We start from the raw sequence: 21,012 nt of genomic DNA, 5'->3' as shown, positions 1-21,012 counted from the left end.
TCAGATCCGGGTCCGCGCCCGCATCGCCTGAGCGAGCGTGCCGTCGTCGAGATAGTCGAGCTCGCCCCCGACCGGCACGCCGTGGGCGAGCCGCGTCACGGTGATCGCCACCCCTTCCGCCTCGGCGAGATGGGCGAGCTGATCGGTGATGTAATGGGCGGTGGTCTGGCCCTCGACGGTGGCGTTGACCGCCAGCACCACCTCGCGCACCGTGCCGGCCCGGCAGCGCTCGAGCAGCGAGGCGATGGCGAGATCCGACGGGCCGATGCCGTCGAGCGGCGACAGCACGCCGCCGAGCACGTGGTAGCGCGCGTCGAGCGCCGCCGCCCGCTCCAGCGCCCACAGATCGCCGACGTCCTCGACCACCACCAACACCGACCCGTCGCGGCTCGTGTCACGGCACAGGGTGCAGGGCTCGATCGTGTCGACGTTGCCGCACACCGTGCACACCCCGACCGTGTCGTAGGCCCCCGCCATCGCCCGCGTCAGCGGCCCGAGCAGGGTCTCCTTCTTTTTGATCAGATGCAGCGCCGCCCGCCGCGCCGAGCGCGGCCCGAGCCCGGGCAATTTGCCCAGGAACTGGATCAGACGCTCGATCTCCGGTCCGGCGACATGTCTGGCCATGGCTCTCGTCCCTGAAGGCGGTTGGCGAACCGCCGATCTCCGGTGCCCGCCGGCCCCGTCGCGGTGCCCGTCGGATCGTTCCATTCGTCATCGAATTGCGACGTCCGCCGCAACCGCCTCGGAAGGTTTCCTATGTAGTCATACGGACCAACCCGACTCCGAGGAGGTCCCATGTTCAAGTCCATCGGTTCCATGTACGTCGTCAAGGCCCGCGATGCGAGCGGCTTCGACGCCGGCGAACGGCGCGATTCCGCCCGCGGAATGCCCGCCTGGGCGCTCGCCGCGGCGCCGTCCCGCACCCCGCGCGCCGACGCGGCGGCGATCGGCCGCTGAGGTCCGACGTCCCTGCCGCAGAGTCGATCCTCTCGCATTCGTCGATATGACGCAGCGGAACCGAGAAGATCGCCGACGGGCGTCCCCAGATCGACGATATTCGAGCCGATGGCGACACTGAGATCGCCCGCTTCGACGCTCGAAAGCGGCGAAAATCATCACGATCGTGCGATTTTCTGGAATGTCGGGGCCTCGATCGTCTTTCGATTGCTCCCGACAACCAATTGGAAAGAGATCGGCCGCATCGTCGATCGGTACACACCCCCGGAGACCGCCCCGATGAGCATGGCCATTCCCCCCGTTTCCGTCCGTCCGCAGGCGGCGCCCGAGGCCCGCGAGGCGCCTGGTCCCGATCGCGACGGCGATGCCGACGACGCCCGCGCCGCCGCCGCGCGTGCCCCGGCTCCGGCCCCGGCCGGCACCGGCCGGGTGGTCGACAAGACCGCCTGAGCGAACGACACCCGCTTCATCCGACGGCGAAGGCCGACCCCGCGTTCCCGCGGCGGCCGGCCTTCGTACGTCGGCGCTCGGCACCGCGATCAGAACGGCAGCTTGAACCCCGGCGGCAGGCCGAGGTCGCCGCTCATCTGGGCCATCTTCTCGGCGATCGCCACTTCCGCCTTGGCGTGGGCGTCGGCATGGGCGGCGACGATCAGATCCTCGACGATCTCGCCCTCCTCGGGCTTGAGCAGGGACGGATCGATCTTCACCGACTGCAGCGCCCCCTTGCCGGTGATGGTCACCACCACCAGCCCGCCGCCCGACGTGCCGGTCACCGAAATCGTCGCCAACTCGTCCTGGAGACCGGCCATCTTGGCCTGCATCTCCTTGGCTTTGCTCATCATCTTCAGAAAGTCCATGCGGTCCTCGCTTGTCCCGTCAGTCGTCCGGCATCCAGCCCGGATCGTCCTCGCCCGTCCCGGCGATCGGCTCGGGAGCCGCATCGGGCGCCGCGGCGTCTTCTGCGCCTTCGGCCACCAACATCCGCACGTCGACGATGTGGGAACCGGGAAACCGTTTCAGCACCGCCGCCACCAGCGGATCGGCGCGGGCGTCGGCGACCAGCCGGCTGCGCGCCGCGTCGCGCTCTTCGGCCAGCGTGACGCCGCCCTCCTCGCGCGACAGCGCCACCACCCAGCGCTCGCCGGTCCATTCGGTGAGCTTGCGGGCGAGATCCTGGGCGAGCCCGTGCGGCGCATCGGGCGTCAGCGACACGTCGATGCGGCCCTCCTCGAAGCCGACCGGCCGCATCTGCCGCTCGATCGCCATCTTCAGCCGCACGTCGCGCTTCTCGGCGGCGAGCGCCGCGACGTCGGCGAGCGAGGCGAGCACCAGCGCCGGCTTCGGCCGCGCCGCCCGCACCGTCGGGGTCTCGTTGGAGGCGACCAGCCGCGGCCCGGGGACCGGCTCCGCGGTCTCGGCGCGGCCGAGCACCTCGGCGGCCGGGGTGACCCGCGGCTCCGCCAACGCCGGGGCGAAGGCCTCGACCTCGCCCTCGCGCGCCGGTTGGCGCTGCATCGCCGCGCCGCTGCGCATCTGGCCGATCGCCGCCGGCCCGCTCGCCGTGGGCGCCGGCGCACTGCCGCGCGGCGCCGATCCGCCACCTGAAGACCCGCCCGGTACGGCGCCGTCGCGCCAGGCACGCAGGGCCTCGTCCGGGGTCGGCAGCTCGGAGGCGTGGGTCAGGCGGACCAGCAGCATCTCGGCGGCGGCGAGTGCCCGGGGCGCCTGCTTGACCTCCTCGAAACCCTTCAACAGCATCTGCCAAGCCCGCGACAACACCCGGAGCGACAGGCCCTCGGCGAAGAAACGGCCGCGCACCCGCTCGTCCTCGGTCGCCGCGGCGTCGTCGGCGGCCTCCGGCACCAGCTTCAGCCGGGTGACCAGATGCACGAATTCGGCGAGATCGGCGATCACCACCGCCGGGTCGGCGCCGACGTCGTATTGCGCCCGGATCTCGGCCAGCGCCGCCGCCGCCTCGCCGCGCATCACGTGTTCGAACAGATCGATCACCCGCGCCCGATCGGCGAGCCCGAGCATCTCGCGTACCATCGCCGCCTCGATCCGCCCCTCGCCATGGGCGATCGCCTGATCGAGTAGCGACAAGCCGTCGCGCACCGACCCTTCGGCGGCACGCGCCACCAGCTTCAAGGCCTCGTCGTCGATCTCCACCGTCTCGGCGACGGCGATCTTGGCGAGATGGCGGATCAACACCTCGGTCTCGATGCGGCGCAGATCGAAGCGCTGGCAACGCGACAGCACGGTCACCGGCACCTTGCGGATCTCGGTGGTGGCGAAGATGAACTTGACGTGCTCCGGCGGTTCCTCGAGCGTCTTCAACAGGCCGTTGAACGCCGCCGTCGACAGCATGTGCACTTCGTCGATGATGTAGACCTTGGTCCGCGCCGACACCGGCTTGTAGCGCGAGGCGTCGGTGATCTCGCGAATGTCGTTGATCGAGGTGTGCGACGCCGCGTCCATCTCGATGACGTCGACGTGGCGACCTTCCATGATCGCCTTGCAGTGAATGCCGAGCTCCGGCATGTCGATGGTCGGCCGGTCGATCTTGCCGGGGATCTCATAGTTGAGCGCCCGCGCCAGGATCCGCGCGGTGGTGGTCTTGCCGACCCCGCGCACGCCGGTGAGCATGTAGCCCTGGGCGATGCGACCGATCTGGAAGGCGTTGGAGAGGGTGCGGACCATCGGCTCCTGGCCGATCAGATCCTCAAAGGTCGCCGGGCGATATTTGCGGGCGAGCACCCGATAGACGCCGGGGGCGGCGGCGCGCGGCGCGGCGTCGGGCGGGAACAGACCGTCCATGCGGCGCCTCTCTCCATGACGTCGAACCCGCGACCGGCACCGGTTCGAAACGAGGACCTGCCGCCGGCCCTGCGGCCGACGCGCGGGACGGCCGTCCGTGCGACGAAGAAGGAGGCCGACGCGCGACCCGCGTCCGACTCGTCTGGGCTGCTACCTTCCGGTCCTGACCCGGTCGGCGAGTGACAACGTCCACCGCCGACCTCCCGGGGATCTCATATCATGGATCGACAGGGGTTGTGCAAGAGGCAAGGCGGCCGCCGTCCCCGGTTTCGCGCGGCCCGATCGTGCCCGCCGCGACCTCAGCCGGCGAAGAGTTCGGGACGCCGGAGCCGCAGGGTCTGGATCGCGCACAGCGTCTTCATGTCGACCGCCGCGCCGGCGTCGGCCAGCCGGGCGAGATCGGCGAGCGGCAGCACCACCACCTCGATCGCCTCGCCCTCGTGGTCGAGCCCGCCGCCGTCGGCGACCCGCGCGTTGGCGAGATCGACCTCGGCGAGGTAGATCCACACCTTCTCGCCGAACACCCCCGGCGACGAGCGCACCGGCCCGAGGCTCTCGAGGCGGCCGAGCACCAGCCCCGCCTCCTCCATCGCCTCGCGGCGCACCGTCTCTTCCGGATCTTCGCTCGCCTTGTCGAGCAGGCCGGCGATGATCTCCAGGCTCATCGGGTCGTCGCCCTGCAGCGCCTGCGGCAGGCGCAACTGGCGCACCAGCACCGCCTCGCGCCGCACCGGATCGTAGGGCAGCACCGCCCCGGCGTGGCCGTGGAACTCGACCTCGAAGGTCGCGCGGTTGAGCCGGCCGCTGACCGTGCGATGATCGAAGGTGACGCGCTCGAGGGTACAGAAGCCCTTCCATACGATCTCGCGCGCGACGACCTCGAAGGGCGGGCGCTTTTCGTCCGTTCCGTCGGTCATCCGTCGACCTCGCTGCCCGGCGCCAATTGCAGTTCCAATCCGTCGAGCTCCTGCGCCGTCAGGATCTGACAGGACAGGCGCGAATTCTCCTGGACCGCATAGATCTGGTCGAGTTGGTCCATCTCTTCGTCGGTCGGCGGCGGCAGCTTGTCGACCCATTGCGGATCGACATAGACGTGGCAGGTGCCGCAGGCGCAGGCGCCGCCGCATTCCGCCTTGATCGGCAGACCCCAGTCGCGGATCACCTCCATCACCCGCCAGCCGTCGATCGCCTTCAGGGCATGGACTTCACCGGCGAAATCGGTGACCCGGATCTCGATGACACCGTCGTCGTAGGGATCGCAGGGATCGCCGCCGATCGCCTCGTCCACCGGTCCGTCCATGTGGGGAATCCTCTCACCGGCCGCGCGCGCCCCTCGGGGGGATCGGCGGGCTAGACTGCGCTCGCATCGGGCGATTGACCCGTCACCGACGGAACACCCAGGGCCGCCCCGGGACCGCGGTCTCGCCGTCGACGCCCACCGGTTGATAGCGCACCGCGAGGTTCGGCACGAGTCCCGCGGCGAGCCGCGCCCGGGTCGGCGCATGGGTGATCACCAGCGTGTCGAAGCCGACCCGCAGCAGCGCCTCGACCTGATCGAGCAGGATGTCGCCGATCGCCCGGATCTCGCCGGTGAAGCCGTAGCGATCGCGGGCGAGACGGGCGAGCGAATAGCCGCGCCCGTCGCCGAACTTCGGGAAGTCCACCGCCAGCGCGCCGATCCACGCGAGATCCTCGGCGAGGTCGTCGAGCCGGTCGCCGGGCTCCAGCACCACCCCGACGTCCGCGCCGCGGGGGCGCAACGCCGCTCGTTCGGCGAGGAACCGCGCCTTGGAGACGAAGACCGCGCCCGCCCCGACGGCCGCGTCGTCGGCGAGGATCGGTCGGGTGTCGGGCTGGAACGCCCCGTCGCGAAAGATGTCGCTCATCGCCTCAGATCCCGCTGCCGTCGAGTTCGTCCAGGGCCGAGAGGCCGAGATGAATGCCGCATTCGATCTTTTCCTGACCGCGCCACCGGCCGGCGCGGGCATCTTCGCTCTCCGCCACCCGGTCGGTGCAGGGCATGCAGCCGATCGACGGATAGCCCTGCGCCACCAGCGGATGGGCCGGCAGGTCGCGCAGCGCCACCCGTTCGGCGAGCCGCTCCGGCGTCCACGAAGCCAGCGGATTGATCTTGATCCGCGGCCCGTCGGCCTCGAAGGTCGGGATCGTCGCCCGCGTCGCCGCCTGGAAACGCTTGCGCCCAGAGAACCACGCGTCGAACCCGGCGACGGCGCGCGCCAGCGGCACCACCTTGCGCACATGGCAGCAGGCGTCGGCGTCGGCATGCCACAGGACGCCCATGGGATCGGCCGCCGCCACTTCGGTCGGATCGGGCGACAGGGTCCGCACGTCGGTGAGCCCGAGGTGCCGCACCAACCGATCGCGGTAGCGCAGCGTCTCGCCGAACAGTTTGTCGGTGTCGACGAACAGCACCGGCAGGCCGGGATCGACCTCGGCGATCAGATCGAGCAGTACCGCCGATTCCGCCCCGAACGACGACACCACCGCGATGCGGCCGGCAAACAGCCGTTCGGCGGCGAGGCGGATCAGGTCGTGGCTCGGCAGCGCACCGTACGCCGCCTCGAGTTCGGCCGCCTGCGCCGCGGCGGCAGCCGCCGCCGCGGTAACCGGCCGGGCGCCTTCGCCGCTGCCGATCAGCTCAACGCGCCCCATGGTCGAGCGCCTCCCTGAACGGCGCGAGGCCAACCCGCCGATAGGTGGCGAGGAAGGTCTCGGCCGGATCGCTGCGGAGCGCCAGATAGGTCGCGACCAGGGTCTCGACCGCACCCGGCACCTCTTCGGGCCAGAAGCCCGGGCCGGCGCTGTCGCCGATCGCCGCCTGTTCGTCGGCCGAGCCGCCGAGCGTGATCTGGTAGAATTCGCGGCCCTTGCGGTCGACCCCGAGGATGCCGATGTGGCCGACGTGGTGATGGCCGCAGGCGTTGATGCAGCCGGAGATCTTGATCTCCAGCGGCCCGATCTCGGCCTGGCGCGCCGCATCGCCGAGCCGGGTCGAGATCTCCTGGGCGATCGGGATCGAACGGGCATTGGCCAGCGCGCAGAAATCGAGGCCGGGGCAGGTGATGGTGTCGGTGATCAGCCCGGCATTGGCGGTGGCGAGCCCGGCGGCGACCAGTCCGGCGTACAGCGCGGGCAGATCGTCGCGGGCGACGTGCGGCAGGATCAGATTCTGGCGATGGCTGACCCGGATCTCGCCGAAGCCGTGGGCGTCGGCGAGGGTCGCGACCGCCTCCATCTGCTCGGCGGTGGCGTCGCCCGGCACGCCGCCGATGGGTTTGAGGGAAATCGTCACCGAGGCGTGGCCGGCGACCCGATGCGGCCGCACGTTGCTCGCCACCCAGCGCGCGAAACCCGCATCTGCGGCGCTCGCCGCCGCCTCGATCGCGCTCTCGGGCACCCGCTCGGCGAACACCGGCGGCGCGAACTGCGCGGCGATCGCCGCGACGTCGGCGGGCGCGAGCTTCAGGGCGCCGTCGCGGATCTCGGCCCATTCGGCCTCGACCTCGGCGCGGATCTTGTCGAGCCCGGCCTCGTGCAGCAGGATCTTGATCCGCGCCTTGTACTTGTTGTCGCGCCGTCCGTAGAGATTGTAGACCCTGAGGATCGCCTCGACGTAGCTGAGCAGGTCGGCCTGGGGCAGGAAGTCCTTGAGCTTCCAGGCGACGAAGGGCGTGCGCCCCATGCCGCCGCCGACGTGAACCTCGAAGCCGATTTCGCCGGCGGCGTTGCGCACCACGACGAGACCGATGTCGTGGAAACGGATCGCCGCCCGATCGGCGGCCGCCCCGGTCACCGCGATCTTGAACTTGCGCGGCAGGTAGGTGAACTCCGGGTGCAGCGACGACCACTGCCGAAGGATCTCGGCATAGGGCCGGGGATCGGCGACTTCGTCCGGATCGGCCCCGGCGAAATGGTCGGCGGTGACGTTGCGGATGCAGTTGCCCGAAGTCTGGATGGCGTGCATCTCGACGTCGGCGAGCGCCTCCAGGATGTCCGGGATCGCCTCGAGCTTCGGCCAGTTGAACTGGATGTTCTGGCGCGTGGTGAAATGGCCGTAGCCCTTGTCCCAGACCCGCGCGATGTGGGCGAGCCGCCGCATCTGCCGGCTCGACAGGGTGCCGTAGGGGATCGCCACCCGCAACATGTAGGCATGGAGCTGCAGATAGACGCCGTTCATCAGCCGCAGCGGCCGGAACTGCTCTTCCGTGAGCTCGCCGGACAGCCGCCGGTTCACCTGGTCGCGGAACTGCGCCACGCGAGCCGCGACGAACCGATGATCGAAGGCGTCGTAGACGTACATGATCGCTCCGCAGTGCGAGGTGTCAGGCGTCGCGGCCGAGGGCGGCGAGCGCTACGGCTTCCGACCCGGCGGTCGGCCCGGAGGCGCGGATTCGTTCGCGCATGGTGCGCGGCACGATCGCCGCGGCCTCGGTCGCCACGTCGATCGCATAGGGCTCGACGATCAGCCGCGCCGCGACGTCGGCCGCCGACGCCGCCACCGCCGCGGCCGCCGCGCCCTCCTCGAGCACCACCGCCGCGCCGATCGTCTCGACCCAGCCGCCGTCGGCGCCACGGAACACGACGCGTCCGTCGATCAGACGGTTGGCGGTGACGACCTGCATGGATCCGGCTCCTCCGACCGATGACGAGGGTCCGCGATCGTCACCCCACGATCGCTGGTCCGAACGGGTGTTCTAGACGAGCGGCGCCGCCCCCGCACCACCGGACTTTGCGAAAGACCGACCTTTCGGGAAATAGCATTTCTCCAAAAGCCCCTTCGACGAAATCGACGCCCGAGCTACGCCGTCGCCGGCCGTGTTCCGGCGCGGCATCCGTCATTTCCCTGTCGTCGAATGCGGCGATCAAGAAGGGCGTCGACCGGGCGGGCCCTTCGGCTCGGTCTCAGTGTGAGAGAGGCGTTCATGACGGACATTGCCCTGACTCCGAGCGAATTGTCGCACAGCAGCGCCAAGCCCAAACTCGACGCCGGCCTCGGCCCGACGGCCCTGATCCTGTTCGTCGGCCTTTTGACCGCCGGTGTCCTGTTCACCGCCTGGTCGATCTGGAACGACGTCACCGCCGCCGATGCCCCGACCACCACGTACCTGCCCTTCGTCCTGCTCGGCGTGGCGCTGGTGATCGCCCTCGGCTTCGAGTTCGTCAACGGCTTCCACGACACCGCCAACGCGGTCGCCACCGTCATCTACACCCACGCCCTGCCGCCCAACGTCGCGGTGATGTGGTCGGGGTTCTGGAACTTCCTCGGCGTGGCCTTTTCGACCGGCGCCGTGGCCTTCGGCATCGTCACCCTGCTGCCGGTCGAACTGATCCTCCAGGTCGGCTCCGACGCCGGTTTCGCGATGGTCTTCGCCCTGCTGATCGCGGCGATCATCTGGAACCTCTCGACCTGGTGGTTCGGCATCCCGGCCTCGTCGTCGCACACCATGATCGGCTCGATCATCGGCGTCGGCGTCGGCAACGCGCTGCTGCGCGGCCGTGACGGCACCTCCGGCGTCGACTGGGGCAAGGCCACCGAGATCGGCTATTCGCTGCTGCTGTCGCCGGTGTTCGGCTTCGTCTGCGCCGCGGTGCTGTTCCTGGTGCTGCGCTTCCTGGTCAAGTCGCCGGCCCTCTATGAGGAGCCCAAGGGCCACCAGCCGCCGCCGTGGTGGATCCGCGCCATCCTGATCTTCACCTGCACCGGCGTGTCCTTCTTCCACGGTTCCAACGACGGTCAGAAGGGCATGGGCCTGATCATGTTGATCCTGATCGGCACGGTCCCGACGGCCTATGCGCTGAACCGCGCCATGCCGGAGAGCCACACCCTCGCCTATCAGCAGGCCTCGGCCGGCGCGGTGGTCGCCATGGCGCCCTTCGTCAAGGCGCCGGCCGCCGCCGACGTGCGCGCCGACCTCACCGAGTTCGTCCGCACCCGCAAGACCACCGACACCACGGTCGCCTCGTTCCAGAAGCTGACCCTCGAGATCTCCGACGTGGTGGCCCAGAACGGCACCCTCGGCAAGGTCCCGGCGGCGGCGGTCGGCAACGTCCGCAACGACATGTACCTCGCCTCCGAGACCGCGCGCTTCCTCTTGAAGACCCACGGCGCCGGCATGGACGCGCAGTCCGAAGCCAAGATCAAGACCCTGCAGAAGGCCTTCGACGACTCGACCAAGTTCATCCCGCTGTGGGTCAAGATCGCCGTCGCCATCGCGCTCGGCCTCGGCACCATGGTCGGCTGGAAGCGCATCGTCGTCACCGTCGGCGAGAAGATCGGCAAGACCCACCTGACCTATGCGCAGGGAGCCTCCGCCGAGATCGTCGCCATGGCGACCATCGGTGCCGCCGACGGCCTCGGCCTGCCGGTCTCGACCACCCACGTGTTGTCGTCGGGCGTCGCCGGCACCATGACCGCCCACGGCTCGGGCCTCCAGCTCGCCACCTTGCGCAATCTGCTGATGGCCTGGGTGCTGACCCTGCCGGTGGCGATCCTGCTGTCGGGTTCGCTCTACGCGCTGTTCCGCCAGGTGTTCTGAACCGCGGACCGGAACGACGCCTTCATCGAAGACGAGGGCCGGGGCGCGATTCCCCGGCCCTTCGCGCATCCCCCTCGCCTCACCCCGGCCGGGCGTCGCGCGAGCCGAGATAGACCGCCAGCGCCGCGCCGAGCGCCAGGGCGAAGGCGCCGTAGAGCGCGCCATGGGCCTCGGCGATCGACAGGCCGCCCGCGGTCAGGCGGTCGACGAACAGGCCCGAGGCCGGCTGGATCAGCGCCGCGCCGCCGACCAGCGCCATGTTCATCAGGGTCAGCCCGCGCCCGAGCAGGGCCGGCGGCAGGAAGGCCCGGGCATGGGCCATCAGCACGCCGTAGGTCAGGCCGAACCCGCCGACCACCCCGAAGGCCAGGCTCGCCGCGACCACCGGCATGCGCGGCGCCAGCGCCAGCGCCGCCAGTCCGGCGATGGTGGCGAGCGTGCCGCCGACCACCACCCATTTGCGGGTGCCGAACCAGCGGTCGAGCGGCCCATAGGCGAAGGCGCCGGCGATCATCGCCACCACCATCACCGACACCGCCGTGCCGCGCTCGACCGGCGCCAGCCCGTGCACCTGCGCGAAATAGGGACCGATCCACAGGCCCCGCACCGCCAGCACGATCGGATAGCTCAGCAGGGCGATCGGAAACAGCGGCCACAGTTCGCGGATCGCCAGCACCGCGCCGATCCCGGTCGGCGCATCCGCATCCCCGCGGGTCGCCAGCGGCGGCGGATCGCGCACCACCACCGCCACGGCGAGCGCCGACAGGAGCGTCGCCCCGGCGATGCCGAGCATCGTCGCGCGCCAGCCCCAGGCCGCGGCGGCGGCGGCGAGCGGCGTCGATCCGGCGAGATTGCCGAGCGACCCGACCCCGACGATCGCCGACGACCACAGCGCGAAACGCGCCGGAGAGGTGGTGCGGCCGATCACCCACAGCGCGCCCATGTAGATCGGCGAGCAGCCGAGCCCGATCAGCACCATCGCGGCGATCGAGGTGGCGGGTGCGTGGGCCTGGGAGAACAGCACCGCCCCGACGACCGCCGACAGCATCGGCAGCGCCACCGTGCGCCGCGCCCCGAAACGGTCGAGCGCCACCCCGACCGGCAGCTGCACCGCCGCGAAGGCCCCGAAGAAGGCGGCCGAGACCAGCCCCAGTCCGCGCCCGTCGAGCCCGACGTCGAGCGCCAGTTCCGGCGCGATCACCGCCAGGAACGACCGGTAGAACTGGCTGAGGAGATAGCCGAAGACCAGGACGACGAGGGTGGGCAAGGGGGCGATCCGCTGAGCGAGGGACGGCGACCATATCCGAGCCGGGCGCCCGCGCCATCCCCGACGAGAGGCCCGTCGGTTCATCGCGGCAGGCCGAGATCGTCATGAAGACCAGCTAGGAAACGACGAGCGAGCGTGCTGGAATCCGTCGGCGGTTCGTGGCAGGGTCCTGCCGTCGACATCTGGAGAAATGCTCGCACCATCACCATGTTTCGCGCGATCGACCGGTGATCGCCGGCGAAACGCCCAGGGAGGCTGCCCCGTGTCCGACGTCCTCGTGAAGACCCCGATGCAATATCTCGACAAGGCGATGGGAACCCTGCGGGATCTCGGCCTCGCGCCGCCGGCCACCCAGGATGCGCCGATCGTCGGCCTGCTCGAGAAGATCTCCTCGCTCGATCCCGACAAGATCGTGGTCATCACCCGCACCCTCGGCCAGACCGAGGTGTTCAACGAGGTGGTGCGCAACCAGATCTCCGGCATGGAGATCGGCGAGCGCTACAAGCAGGTCACCGCCGGCTTCGACTCGATCCGCGACGACGCCAAGAAGATGGTCGACCAGATCGCCGACGGCAAACTCGACATGTTCGAGCGCACCACCAACGCCTGGATGAAACTGACCCGCGGCGACATCGCCGACCGCTTCGACAAGATCCGGGCGATCTATCTCGACGTCTCCAAGGAGACCAAGAACCAGATCGAACGCGAGGGCGCGATCCTGGAGGCTTATCGCGACTTCCGCGGCGCGATGAAACAGGCCGAAGTGCTGGCTCTCGAGGTGCTCAAGGCCGGCGAGGCCAAGTGGAACGACGCCAAGGCCGAGCTCGACGCCGCCGGCCAGAAGGTCGCCGCCTTCACTGGCGAAGCCGCCGAGCGCGCCCGCCTCGAGCTCGAGCGCGACGAGCGCCTGCGCCTGACCCAGGACGAGGAGAAGCGCTACCAGATCGCCAAGGACCTCTCCGACAACCTGACGATCGGCTACAACACCTCCGAAGTGATCATGGCGCGTCTGATGCAGACGACCAACGCCAAGGAACGGGTCTATCAGCAGGCGGTCAGCTTCTTCTCGACCAACGATTCGGTGTTCACCGCGCTCAAGGCGTCGTTCACCGGCATGTTCGGCCTCAACGAGGCGACCCGCACCCTCGACGCGATGAAGGAAGGCGTGTCGAAGAGCCTCGAGGCCCTCGCCGAGATCGGCGACAAGGTCCAGGAGGCGGCGGTCCGCTCCGGCTACGGCCCGACCATCCGCGCCGACGCGGTCAAGAAGCTGGTCGATTCGGTGGTCAACTTCCAGGAGAAGTCGACCGAGATCATCGCCGAAATGCGCGACCTCTCGACCAAGAACTCCGCCGAGATCCGTGACGCGGTGGAAGACGGCAAGAAGCGCATCGCTCGCCTCGTCGCCGCCGGCGCCACCCTCGACAAGCCCAACTGACCCCCGAGGTCCGATCCATGGCCGATGCCGCCGCCACTGCCGGACCCCCGGCCGGAACTCCTCCGGCCGCGGCCCCCGCGCCCCAGAAGCTCGACGACCTCATGCTCGCCATGGACGTGGTCGACACGCTGCGGCATCAGGAGAGCCTCGCCACCAAGGAGCTCGACGACGACGCCCGCAAGGCCGAGCTCGTCGAGCGCCTGAAGCGCATCTACGCCGGTCAGGGCATCGCGGTGCCCGACGCGATCGTCGCGGCCGGCGTCAAGGCGCTGGAAGAGAGCCGCTTCGTCTATACCCCGACCCCGCCGAGCCTCGCCCGCACGCTGGCGCTGCTGTGGGTCGATCGCCGCCGCTGGGGCCTCGCCGCCGGCGCGGTGGCGCTGGCCCTGGTGCTCGGGATCGGCTCGTACTCGTATTTCGTGGTCGGCGGCGCCCGCCGCACGGCCGAAGCCGCCCGCATCGAGATCACCGAGACCTTGCCGGCCAACGTCGCCAAGCTGAAGCGCACCGCCCTCGACGAGGCGGTGACGCCGGAAGCCAAGGCCCGCGTCGGCGAGATCGCCGGCCGCGCCGAAGCGGCCCTCGCCCGCCGCGACGTCGCCGCGGTCAAGGCCGGACTGACCGAGCTCGACTCGGTCGTCGCCACCTTGCGCGACGTCTACCAGATCCGCATCGTCACCCGCCCCGGCGAGCGCTCCGGCGTGTGGCGTCAGCCGCCGAGCAAGTCCTCGCGCAACTATTATCTGGTGGTCGAGGCGGTCGGCGCCGACGGCCGCGTCCAGCCGCGATCGATCACCAACGAAGAAGACCAGACCACCACGACGGTCACCAAATGGGGCCAGCGCGTGCCCCAGTCGACCTACGACACCGTGGCCCGCGACAAGCAGGACGACGGCATCATCCAGATGACCCGCCTCGGCGAGAAGCGTCGCGGTGACGTCGACGTCCGTTGGACCCTGCCGGTGCAGACCGGCGCCATCACCAAGTGGTGACCCCATGATCTCCGGACGCGACGCCCTCGCCCAGATCGACCAGGCGATCTATGCCACCCGCGCCGACGAGAGCCGCCTCGACGCGACCCTCGCCTCGGCGATCGACGACGCGGCCCGCGCCCGCGCCGGCCAGCTCGACGCCTATCGCGCGCTCGCCCGCCTCCATGTCGACAGCCTCGCCGGCAGCACCGCCACCGGTTCGCTCGACGCCGCCGAATCCCGCGCCCTGGCGCTGCTCGCCGAACAGCGCGAGCGCCTCGCCGGCCTCGCCGAGCGACGCGCCCAGGCCGCCCGCACCTTGGCCGACGGCCAGTCGCGCCGCCACGACGCCGCCGGCCGGCTCGAGGACGTCATCCACCGCATCGACGCGCTGACCGCCGCCACCCGTGCCCGCCTCGCCGGCGACGCCGATTGGCAGGCGGCCGATGCCAAGGTCACGGAAGCCCGCACCGTCGCCGACCGCGCCGCCGCCAAGGCCACCCAGGCCGAGGCCGACCGCGTGACCAAGGGCGCGCCCTACGAATCCGACCGGCTGTTCATGTATCTGTGGGGCAACGGCTTCGGCACCTCGCGCTATGCCGCCACCGGCCTGGTGCGGGCCCTCGACCGCAAGGTCGCGCAGGTCGCCGACTTCATCGCCCAGCGCCCCAATTACGCGATGCTCAACGAGATCCCGCTGCGCCTGCGCGAGCACGCCAGCCGCCTCGCCGACGAGGTCGCCACCCGCACCCAGGCCCGCACCGCGATCGAGCGCCACGCCCTCGAGGCCGACGGGATCGGCAAACTCGAGGCCGAATTCGCGGCGATCAAGGCCGAGATCGACGGCGGCAACGCCGATCTCGCCTCGGTCCAGAGCGAACTCGCCGGCCTCGACGCCAGCCACGGCGCGCTGATCGGCGGCGACACGCCCCAGGTCGTCGAAGCCCTCGACCAGGTCGCCGAGACCCTCGCCCACCAGGACCTCCAGACCCTCTACGCCCGCGCCTTCGCCACCCCGACCCCCGACGACGAGAAGATCGTCCGCCGCATCGAGGAGCTCGGCAATGCCGTCGCCAAGGCCGAGGCCGAGGTCGCCGCGACCCGCGAGACCATCCGCGCCACCGCCGCCCACCGCGCCGAGCTCGAGGACACCCGCGAGCGCTTCCGCACCGCCGGCTGGGACCGGCCGGGCGTCAGCTTCGGCAACGACGCGGTGATCGGCAATCTGGTCGGCGGCGTGGTCGGTGGCCTGATCGGCAACGCCCTGTGGAGCGTGCTGGCCTCCGGCGTCCAGACCCATCGCCCCTCCGGCGACATCTTCGGCGGCGGCCCGCGCCTGCCCGGCGGCTGGGGCGGGTCGTCCGACGGCGGCTCGTCCGGCGGTTTCGGCGGGGGCGGCGGCTTCACCACGGGCGGCGGTTTCGGCGGCGACGGCGGCGACAGTTCGACCGGCGGCGGCTTCTGATCAGCCCTGCAGCACGCCGATCACCCCGGCGATCAGCAGGGCGATTCCGAACAGTTCGCGCGCGGTCGGCCGCTCCTTGAGCATCCCCCGCGACAGGACCTGGGCGTAGAGGATCTCGATCAGCCCGAGGGTCCGGACCGCCGCGACCGGCGCCAGCGCAAAGCCGAGGAACCACATCTGCGAGGCGAAGGCGCCGAGGAACCCGGCTCCGACCGACGGCCGCCAAGCCTTGGCGATCGCCCACAGCACCGCCCGGTCGCGGGCCAGCAGCCACAGCGTCAGGACCAGGGTCTGGATCGCCAGCGAGGCGGCGAGCGCGGTCGTCGCCGCGGCGACGAAATGCTCGGTGCCGGCCGCCCGGATCGCGCCCTTGAAGAACACCGCCGACAGGCCGAAGAACCCGCCCGCGGTGATGCCGAGCACCGCCGCGCCCCAGCCCGCCGGCTCGCCGCCGTCCGACCGCGCCAGCAGCCCGCCGCCGGCGCCGCCGCCGCGCGGCCACGACAGGATCATCACGCCCGTCGTCGCCACCGCGATCGACACCATGGCGATCACCGACGGCACCTCGCCGAGGAAGGCGAGGCCGAACAGCGCCACCTGCACCGGCTCGGTCTTGGTATAGGCGATGGTCACCAGGAACGAGCGATCGCGCATGGCGTGCAGCATGCAGGCGGTGGCGGCGATCTGTCCGACCCCACCGAGCCCGGCCCAGCCCCAGAAGGCGAGGCTCGGCACCGGCCGTTCGCCGGTGACCACGAGCACGCCGGCGAGGAACAGCAGCGCGAAGGGCAGGCCGAACAGGAAGCGCACATGGGTCGCGCCGATCGTCCCCAGCGTGACGGTCAGGCTGCGTTGCAGCGCATTGCGCAGCGACTGAGCGCCGGCGGCGACGATCGTCGTGACGATCCAGAGGGAGGCGAACATCGAGGGGTCCCGGAGCCGCACGGAACGGCGGCCGGCCCTTCTACGACGCCGAGGCGCTCCCGTCGCGCGGAAATGCACGGCAATCGCGCGCGACCGTGGCGTTCGCCGCCGGGATCGGCTAACTCAGGCGCCATGGCAGCACCTCTCCTGACGCTTCGCGACATCCGCCTGACCTTCGGCGGGCCGCCCCTCCTCGATGGCGCCGAACTGGCGGTCCACGAGGGCGACCGCATCTGTCTGGTCGGCCGCAACGGCTCGGGCAAGTCGACCCTGCTCAAAGTCGCCGCGGATCTGCTGGCGTCCGACGGCGGCGAACGCGTCGTCCAGGGCGGCGTCACCATCCGCTATCTGCCGCAGGAGCCCGACCTCTCGGCCTTCGCCACCACGCTGGCCTATGTCGAGGCCGGCCTCGGACCCGGCGACGACACCCACCGCTGCCTGCGCCTGCTCGAAGACCTCGGTCTGACCGGCGAGGAGAACCCCAAGACCCTGTCGGGCGGCGAGATCCGCCGGGCGGCGCTGGCGCGTGTCCTGGCGCCCGAGCCCGACGTGCTGCTGCTCGACGAGCCGACCAACCATCTCGACCTGCCGGCGATCGAATGGCTGGAAGCCGAGTTGAAGTCGATGCGCTCGGCGCAAGTCCTGATCTCCCACGATCGTCGCTTCCTGCAGAACCTGTCGCGCATCACCGTCTGGCTCGACCGCGGCCGCACCCGCCGCGTCGACCGCGGCTTCGGCGGCTTCGAGGCCTGGCGCGACGAACTGCTCGAACTCGAGGAGAAGGAGCGCCACAAGCTCGAGCGCAAGATCGCCATGGAGATGGACTGGCTGCGCTACGGCGTCACCGCCCGGCGCAAGCGCAACCAGCGCCGGCTCGGCGAGCTCGGGGCGCTGCGCGAGAAGCGGCGCACCGATCGCGGCGCCCAGGGCACGGTGCGCATGACGCTGACCGAGGCCGAACAGTCGGGCAAGCTGGTGATCGAGGCGGTCGGGGTGTCCAAGGCCTGGGACCGGCCGATCGTCACCGATTTCTCCGCCCGCATCGCCCGCGGCGACCGCATCGGCGTGGTCGGCGCCAACGGCACCGGCAAATCGACGCTGCTCGGGCTGCTGACCGGCCAGCTCGCCCCGGATTCCGGCCGGGTGTCGATCGGCGCCGGGGTCGAGATGGTCACGCTCGACCAGAAGCGCGAGGCGCTCGATCCCGAGCGCACCTTGCGCGAGACCCTGACCGGCGGCTCCGGCGATGCCGTCGAGGTCGGCGGCGAGATGCGCCACGTCATCGGCTACATGAAGGACTTCCTGTTCTCCGCCGATCAGGCCGGCACCCCGGTGGCGGTGCTGTCGGGCGGCGAGCGCGGCCGGCTGATGTTGGCGCGGGCGCTCGCCCGTTCGTCGAACCTGATGGTGCTCGACGAGCCGACCAACGACCTCGACCTCGAGACCCTCGACCTGCTCGAGGAGATGCTCGGCGACTATCCCGGCACGGTGATCGTGGTCAGCCATGACCGCGACTTCCTCGACCGCGTGGTGACCTCGGTGGTGATGTCGGAGCCGGGCGGCCGCTGGGTCGAATATGCCGGCGGCTATTCCGACATGGTGTCGCAACGCGGCGCCGGCGTCGCCGCCCGGGTGGTCGAGAAGGCCGACGCCCCGGCCCGCATCGCCAAGGCGCCCGCCGAGGCGTCGACCGAGCCGGCGAAGAAGCGCCGCCTGTCGTTCAAGGAGAAGCACGCGCTGGAAACCCTGCCGGCGCGCATCGAGGCACTGCAGAAGGACCTCGCCCGCCATCACGCGGCGCTCGCCGATTCCGGGCTCTACGCCCGCGATCCCGCCCGCTTCGCTGCCGTCTCCAAGGCCTGCGACGAGACCGCCACGGCGCTGGCGACGGCCGAAGACGAATGGCTGGCGCTGGAGATGCTGCGGGAAGAGCTGGAAGACTGAGGGGGGCGTCGGCGGGGCGCCTCATGTGGGAGCCGCGAGGAGCGCGGAGCGTGGAGCCGCGAGGCGGAGCCACCCCTCTCCGTCTCGAAGGCCGAGCCCCCCTCTCTGTCTCTCCCCCTCGAGGGGGGAGAGGACCCTGTGGCAATGACCTTCGGATCATCCCTGCTCGGCCGTTACGGTGCGGTGGCTCTTCGAATTCCGAACGCCCCAGCCACCGCGTCCCCTCCCCCCTCGAGGGGGAGGGACAGGGAGGGGGGGCCACAGCGCATCCGCATTGCAAATTCCGCTGATGTGGGAACGGGTTGATCCTCCCCGCACCCCCCTCTCTGTCTCTCCCCCTCGAGGGGGGAGAGGACCCTGTGGCGATGGCCTTCGGATCATCACCGCCCAGCCATTGCGGCGCGGTGGCTCTTCGAGGGCCAATCACCCCATCCACCGCGTCCCCCCCCTCGAGGGGGAGGGGCAGGGAGGGGGGCGGGACGCCCGATCATCGAGTTGTACACGACGGGGGAGAGAACCCTGTGGCGATGGCCTTCGGAACGCGCCATCCCTCCGGGAAAACCCGGCCGAGGCGCCGCCTCGGCCGCCCTCGTCACTTCACCACCACCGCATAAGTCTCGATCGCCGGCACCGCGTCGATCAGCCCGCGCGCCTTCATGTAAGCCGCGAAGCGTTCCGTACGCGCGACGTCGAGCGCGCCCGGGCGCTTGGCGAAGCGCGGCAGGGTGTCGAAGAAGGCGCGCTTGTTGAGTTCGTCGTCGAGCTTGGAATCGGCCTTGCGCAGCACCTCCCAGGCTTCCGCCGGATGGTTGGTCGCCCACAACGTCGCCTCTTCGAGCGCCGCCACGAAGCGCGGCAGGCGCGGATCGCCGGCCTTGGCTTTGGCCACCGCGAAGATCAGCTCGTCATAGGCCGGCACGCCGTGCTCTTCCGGAAAGAACACCCGCGCCTTGGTCTTGCCCTCGAGCTCGATCTCGGTCGCCTCGAAATTGCGGAAGCCCCCGACCACCGCGTCGACCTGACCCGACAGCAGCGCCGCGGTCAGGGCGAAATTGACGTTGATCAGCGTCGTGTCGGAGAGCTTGACCCCGGCGGACTCCAGCATGGTCGCCAGCACCGCGTCCTCGAAGCCCGACACCGAATAGCCGATCTTGCGGCCTTTGAGGTCGGCGAGGGTCTTCACCGGGCTGCCGTCGAGCACCATCACCGTGTTGAGCGGCGTCTCGACCAGGGTGGCGAAACGGACCAGCCCCAGCCCTTCCTTCACCGACAGGTGCAGGTCGGGCTGATAGGTCACCGCGACGTCGGCCTGACCGGCGGCGACCAGACGCGGCGGCGCCGACGGATCGGCCGGAGCGATCAGCTCGACCTCGAGCCCACGGGCCGAAAACATCCCCTTGTCGCGGGCGATCACCAGCGGCGCATGGTCGGGATTGAGGAACCAGTCGAGCACCACCGACAATTTGTCGGCGGCGGCGGCCGGCTGGGCGGCGAGGAGCGAGAACGCGAGCCCGAGGGCGGCGGCGAAGCGGTTCATGGCAGATCCTGGTTCTGGAGGACGGTCAGAGACGGGTGAGGCCGGTGTCGGGCGCCCAGGGCGCCCAATGCCGGGTGAGGAGGTCGACCGCGGCGCGGCCGGCGAGCGCGATCACCGCGAGCACGGCCAGCGCCGCGAACATCACGTCGGTCTGCAGCCGAGCGTTGGCGTGCATCATCATCAGGCCGAGCCCCTGCGAGGCGCCGACCCATTCACCGATGATCGCACCGATCGGCGCCACCCCGGCGGCCATCTTGAGGCCGGCGATCAGCTGCGGCCGCGCCGACGGCCAGCGGATGAGCACGAACGTGCGCGCCCGCGTCGCGCCGTGCAGCCGGGCGAGGTCGAGCAGACCCGAATCGGTGCGCGACAGGCCCTCGTGCAGGCTCGACGCCACGGGGAAGAAGATCACCAGGCTGGCCATCACCACCTTGGAGGCGAGACCGAAGCCGAACCACAGCACCAGGACCGGGGCGATCGCGAACACCGGCAGCGCTTGGACCACCACCACCGCCGGAAGGATCAGCCGCGCCGTCCACGGCATCAGCGCCATCGCCACCGCCGTCGCCCCGCCGAGCACCACGCCGAAGGCGAAGCCGAGCAGGATCTCGACGAGCGTCACCGCCCCCGCTTGGGAGAGGTCCCCGGCATGGGCGACGATCGCCCGCGCCACCCGGTCGGGACCGGGCAGCAGGAACGGCGGCGGCGCGGCGATCAGCACCACCGCCCACCACAGCAGCACGCCGACGAGCAGCACGGTGACGAAGGAGCCGACACCGCCGGCCGCGGCGAACCCGCGCCGACGGGACGCGGCGGCCGGCACGCGCGCGGCACGGACCGACGGCGAAGCCGCGGAACGGACGATCAGGGGTTCGGACATGAGGATCTCCGGCGCCACACGGGAGGTGGGGCGAGACATGGAGATCCGGGGGGAAGCGTCGCGGCGGTCATTTGAGGTCCCGTCCCTTCGCCGGCATGACCCGGATCAGGTTCGAAGGGTTCGACGCGGGATTGCGCCATCTCAGTTCTCTCTCGAGAACACCCCTCGGAACCCCCCGACCATGACGGAAAGGCGACGACGATGCAAGTCGGGACGAGGCTCGGCGAGATTCCCGTTTACGACGCCGTTTGC

20 protein-coding genes, 1 other RNA gene and 1 riboswitch are annotated in these 21,012 nt (G+C 70.6%); of the genes, 7 read left to right on the top strand and 14 right to left on the bottom strand.

What is annotated here, in order from left to right; translation table 11 throughout:
• Complete coding sequence (recR, locus tag EYW49_RS15275; protein WP_131310456.1) at nt 1–624, bottom strand: recombination mediator RecR; 624 nt, start codon at nt 622–624, stop codon at nt 1–3.
• Between the two features lie 171 nt (nt 625–795).
• On the opposite strand from recR, the gene EYW49_RS23035 reads away from it, so the two are divergent.
• Together EYW49_RS23035 and EYW49_RS23030 are read left to right on the top strand one after the other, a co-directional pair.
• Nucleotides 796–957 carry a hypothetical protein gene (locus EYW49_RS23035; protein ID WP_165498278.1) on the top strand — a complete coding sequence of 54 codons (162 nt, stop codon included), beginning with the start codon at nt 796–798 and terminating at the stop codon, nt 955–957.
• Between the two features lie 279 nt (nt 958–1,236).
• The gene (locus EYW49_RS23030) at nt 1,237–1,407 is read left to right on the top strand and encodes a hypothetical protein (protein WP_165498277.1); all 171 of its coding nucleotides are present in this window, start codon (nt 1,237–1,239) and stop codon (nt 1,405–1,407) included.
• A gap of 89 nt (nt 1,408–1,496) precedes the next feature.
• Here the strand turns inward: EYW49_RS23030 and EYW49_RS15270 are convergent, their stop codons facing one another.
• The 9 genes from EYW49_RS15270 to EYW49_RS15230 all read right to left on the bottom strand — a co-directional run bounded on the left by EYW49_RS15270 (nt 1,497) and on the right by EYW49_RS15230 (nt 8,420).
• Nucleotides 1,497–1,817 carry a YbaB/EbfC family nucleoid-associated protein gene (locus EYW49_RS15270; RefSeq protein ID WP_131310455.1) on the bottom strand — a complete coding sequence of 107 codons (321 nt, stop codon included), beginning with the start codon at nt 1,815–1,817 and terminating at the stop codon, nt 1,497–1,499.
• A 19-nt stretch (nt 1,818–1,836) separates the two neighbouring features.
• A complete protein-coding gene (locus EYW49_RS15265; protein WP_131310454.1) occupies nt 1,837–3,777 on the bottom strand; it encodes a DNA polymerase III subunit gamma/tau in 1,941 nt (646 codons plus the stop codon).
• A gap of 107 nt (nt 3,778–3,884) precedes the next feature.
• Nucleotides 3,885–3,981, bottom strand: an RNA gene (gene ffs / locus EYW49_RS15260) — signal recognition particle sRNA small type.
• 95 nt (nt 3,982–4,076) lie between these two features.
• The gene (locus tag EYW49_RS15255; RefSeq protein ID WP_131310453.1) at nt 4,077–4,694 is read right to left on the bottom strand and encodes an NUDIX domain-containing protein; all 618 of its coding nucleotides are present in this window, start codon (nt 4,692–4,694) and stop codon (nt 4,077–4,079) included.
• Nucleotides 4,691–5,014 (bottom strand): 2Fe-2S iron-sulfur cluster-binding protein, encoded by a 324-nt coding sequence (locus EYW49_RS15250; RefSeq protein ID WP_407695478.1) that lies wholly within the window; start codon nt 5,012–5,014, stop codon nt 4,691–4,693. Before EYW49_RS15250 ends, EYW49_RS15255 begins: the two co-directional genes overlap by 4 nt.
• A gap of 145 nt (nt 5,015–5,159) precedes the next feature.
• Entirely contained in the window at nt 5,160–5,663 is a 504-nt protein-coding gene (locus tag EYW49_RS15245; RefSeq protein WP_131310451.1) for a DUF934 domain-containing protein, read from the bottom strand.
• 4 nt (nt 5,664–5,667) lie between these two features.
• Nucleotides 5,668–6,450, bottom strand: coding sequence for a phosphoadenylyl-sulfate reductase (locus tag EYW49_RS15240; protein ID WP_131310450.1), 783 nt, complete (start codon nt 6,448–6,450; stop codon nt 5,668–5,670).
• The gene (locus EYW49_RS15235) at nt 6,437–8,098 is read right to left on the bottom strand and encodes a nitrite/sulfite reductase (RefSeq protein WP_131310449.1); all 1,662 of its coding nucleotides are present in this window, start codon (nt 8,096–8,098) and stop codon (nt 6,437–6,439) included. The genes EYW49_RS15240 and EYW49_RS15235 overlap by 14 nt, the downstream gene beginning before the upstream one ends.
• A 22-nt stretch (nt 8,099–8,120) precedes the next feature.
• Nucleotides 8,121–8,420, bottom strand: a complete 300-nt coding sequence (locus EYW49_RS15230; RefSeq protein WP_131310448.1) for a DUF2849 domain-containing protein — start codon at nt 8,418–8,420, stop codon at nt 8,121–8,123.
• A 300-nt stretch (nt 8,421–8,720) separates the two neighbouring features.
• Here EYW49_RS15230 and EYW49_RS15225 point away from each other — a divergent pair, with 300 nt between their 5' ends.
• Nucleotides 8,721–10,334, top strand: a complete 1,614-nt coding sequence (locus EYW49_RS15225; protein WP_131310447.1) for an inorganic phosphate transporter — start codon at nt 8,721–8,723, stop codon at nt 10,332–10,334.
• 79 nt (nt 10,335–10,413) lie between these two features.
• Here EYW49_RS15225 and EYW49_RS15220 read toward each other — a convergent pair whose 3' ends face one another.
• Complete coding sequence (locus EYW49_RS15220) at nt 10,414–11,601, bottom strand: MFS transporter (RefSeq protein ID WP_165498276.1); 1,188 nt, start codon at nt 11,599–11,601, stop codon at nt 10,414–10,416.
• A 289-nt stretch (nt 11,602–11,890) separates the two neighbouring features.
• On the opposite strand from EYW49_RS15220, the gene EYW49_RS15215 reads away from it, so the two are divergent.
• The 3 genes from EYW49_RS15215 to EYW49_RS23275 are packed head-to-tail and all read left to right on the top strand — an operon-like array spanning nt 11,891 to nt 15,475.
• A complete protein-coding gene (locus EYW49_RS15215; RefSeq protein WP_407695477.1) occupies nt 11,891–13,039 on the top strand; it encodes a cell surface protein in 1,149 nt (382 codons plus the stop codon).
• Between the two features lie 17 nt (nt 13,040–13,056).
• Nucleotides 13,057–14,031 (top strand): DUF6384 family protein, encoded by a 975-nt coding sequence (locus EYW49_RS15210; RefSeq protein WP_228259629.1) that lies wholly within the window; start codon nt 13,057–13,059, stop codon nt 14,029–14,031.
• Nucleotides 14,032–14,035: 4 nt separating this feature from the next.
• Nucleotides 14,036–15,475, top strand: a complete 1,440-nt coding sequence (locus tag EYW49_RS23275; RefSeq protein ID WP_206365482.1) for a hypothetical protein — start codon at nt 14,036–14,038, stop codon at nt 15,473–15,475.
• Here the strand turns inward: EYW49_RS23275 and EYW49_RS15200 are convergent, their stop codons facing one another.
• The gene (locus tag EYW49_RS15200) at nt 15,476–16,399 is read right to left on the bottom strand and encodes a DMT family transporter (protein WP_131310444.1); all 924 of its coding nucleotides are present in this window, start codon (nt 16,397–16,399) and stop codon (nt 15,476–15,478) included.
• Nucleotides 16,400–16,531: 132 nt separating this feature from the next.
• On the opposite strand from EYW49_RS15200, the gene EYW49_RS15195 reads away from it, so the two are divergent.
• The gene (locus EYW49_RS15195) at nt 16,532–18,343 is read left to right on the top strand and encodes an ABC-F family ATP-binding cassette domain-containing protein (RefSeq protein WP_131310443.1); all 1,812 of its coding nucleotides are present in this window, start codon (nt 16,532–16,534) and stop codon (nt 18,341–18,343) included.
• A gap of 592 nt (nt 18,344–18,935) precedes the next feature.
• Here the strand turns inward: EYW49_RS15195 and EYW49_RS15190 are convergent.
• Complete coding sequence (locus EYW49_RS15190; protein WP_131310442.1) at nt 18,936–19,880, bottom strand: ABC transporter substrate-binding protein; 945 nt, start codon at nt 19,878–19,880, stop codon at nt 18,936–18,938.
• A 25-nt stretch (nt 19,881–19,905) separates the two neighbouring features.
• On the bottom strand, nt 19,906–20,760 hold the full coding sequence (locus tag EYW49_RS15185; RefSeq protein ID WP_131310441.1) for an ABC transporter permease: 855 nt from the start codon (nt 20,758–20,760) through the stop codon (nt 19,906–19,908).
• A gap of 65 nt (nt 20,761–20,825) precedes the next feature.
• Nucleotides 20,826–20,936: riboswitch (TPP riboswitch) on the bottom strand.
• Between the last annotated feature and the right edge of the window lie 76 nt (nt 20,937–21,012).

This window comes from Siculibacillus lacustris (assembly GCF_004328075.1).
Taxonomy (GTDB): Bacteria; Pseudomonadota; Alphaproteobacteria; order Rhizobiales; family Ancalomicrobiaceae; genus Siculibacillus; species Siculibacillus lacustris.
The sequence above is the reverse complement of the archived record's forward strand: the minus strand, read 5'-3'. Positions and strand labels throughout refer to the sequence as shown.

Coding starts and splice junctions, on each gene's coding strand:
- recR (WP_131310456.1), bottom strand. CDS start 624: ATGGCCAGACATGTCGCCGGACCGGAGATCGAGCGTCTGATCCAGTTC.
- EYW49_RS23035 (WP_165498278.1), top strand. CDS start 796: ATGTTCAAGTCCATCGGTTCCATGTACGTCGTCAAGGCCCGCGATGCG.
- EYW49_RS23030 (WP_165498277.1), top strand. CDS start 1,237: ATGAGCATGGCCATTCCCCCCGTTTCCGTCCGTCCGCAGGCGGCGCCC.
- EYW49_RS15270 (WP_131310455.1), bottom strand. CDS start 1,817: ATGGACTTTCTGAAGATGATGAGCAAAGCCAAGGAGATGCAGGCCAAG.
- EYW49_RS15265 (WP_131310454.1), bottom strand. CDS start 3,777: ATGGACGGTCTGTTCCCGCCCGACGCCGCGCCGCGCGCCGCCGCCCCC.
- EYW49_RS15255 (WP_131310453.1), bottom strand. CDS start 4,694: ATGACCGACGGAACGGACGAAAAGCGCCCGCCCTTCGAGGTCGTCGCG.
- EYW49_RS15245 (WP_131310451.1), bottom strand. CDS start 5,663: ATGAGCGACATCTTTCGCGACGGGGCGTTCCAGCCCGACACCCGACCG.
- EYW49_RS15240 (WP_131310450.1), bottom strand. CDS start 6,450: ATGGGGCGCGTTGAGCTGATCGGCAGCGGCGAAGGCGCCCGGCCGGTT.
- EYW49_RS15235 (WP_131310449.1), bottom strand. CDS start 8,098: ATGTACGTCTACGACGCCTTCGATCATCGGTTCGTCGCGGCTCGCGTG.
- EYW49_RS15230 (WP_131310448.1), bottom strand. CDS start 8,420: ATGCAGGTCGTCACCGCCAACCGTCTGATCGACGGACGCGTCGTGTTC.
- EYW49_RS15225 (WP_131310447.1), top strand. CDS start 8,721: ATGACGGACATTGCCCTGACTCCGAGCGAATTGTCGCACAGCAGCGCC.
- EYW49_RS15215 (WP_407695477.1), top strand. CDS start 11,891: ATGCAATATCTCGACAAGGCGATGGGAACCCTGCGGGATCTCGGCCTC.
- EYW49_RS15210 (WP_228259629.1), top strand. CDS start 13,057: ATGGCCGATGCCGCCGCCACTGCCGGACCCCCGGCCGGAACTCCTCCG.
- EYW49_RS23275 (WP_206365482.1), top strand. CDS start 14,036: ATGATCTCCGGACGCGACGCCCTCGCCCAGATCGACCAGGCGATCTAT.
- EYW49_RS15200 (WP_131310444.1), bottom strand. CDS start 16,399: ATGTTCGCCTCCCTCTGGATCGTCACGACGATCGTCGCCGCCGGCGCT.
- EYW49_RS15195 (WP_131310443.1), top strand. CDS start 16,532: ATGGCAGCACCTCTCCTGACGCTTCGCGACATCCGCCTGACCTTCGGC.
- EYW49_RS15190 (WP_131310442.1), bottom strand. CDS start 19,880: ATGAACCGCTTCGCCGCCGCCCTCGGGCTCGCGTTCTCGCTCCTCGCC.
- EYW49_RS15185 (WP_131310441.1), bottom strand. CDS start 20,760: ATGTCCGAACCCCTGATCGTCCGTTCCGCGGCTTCGCCGTCGGTCCGT.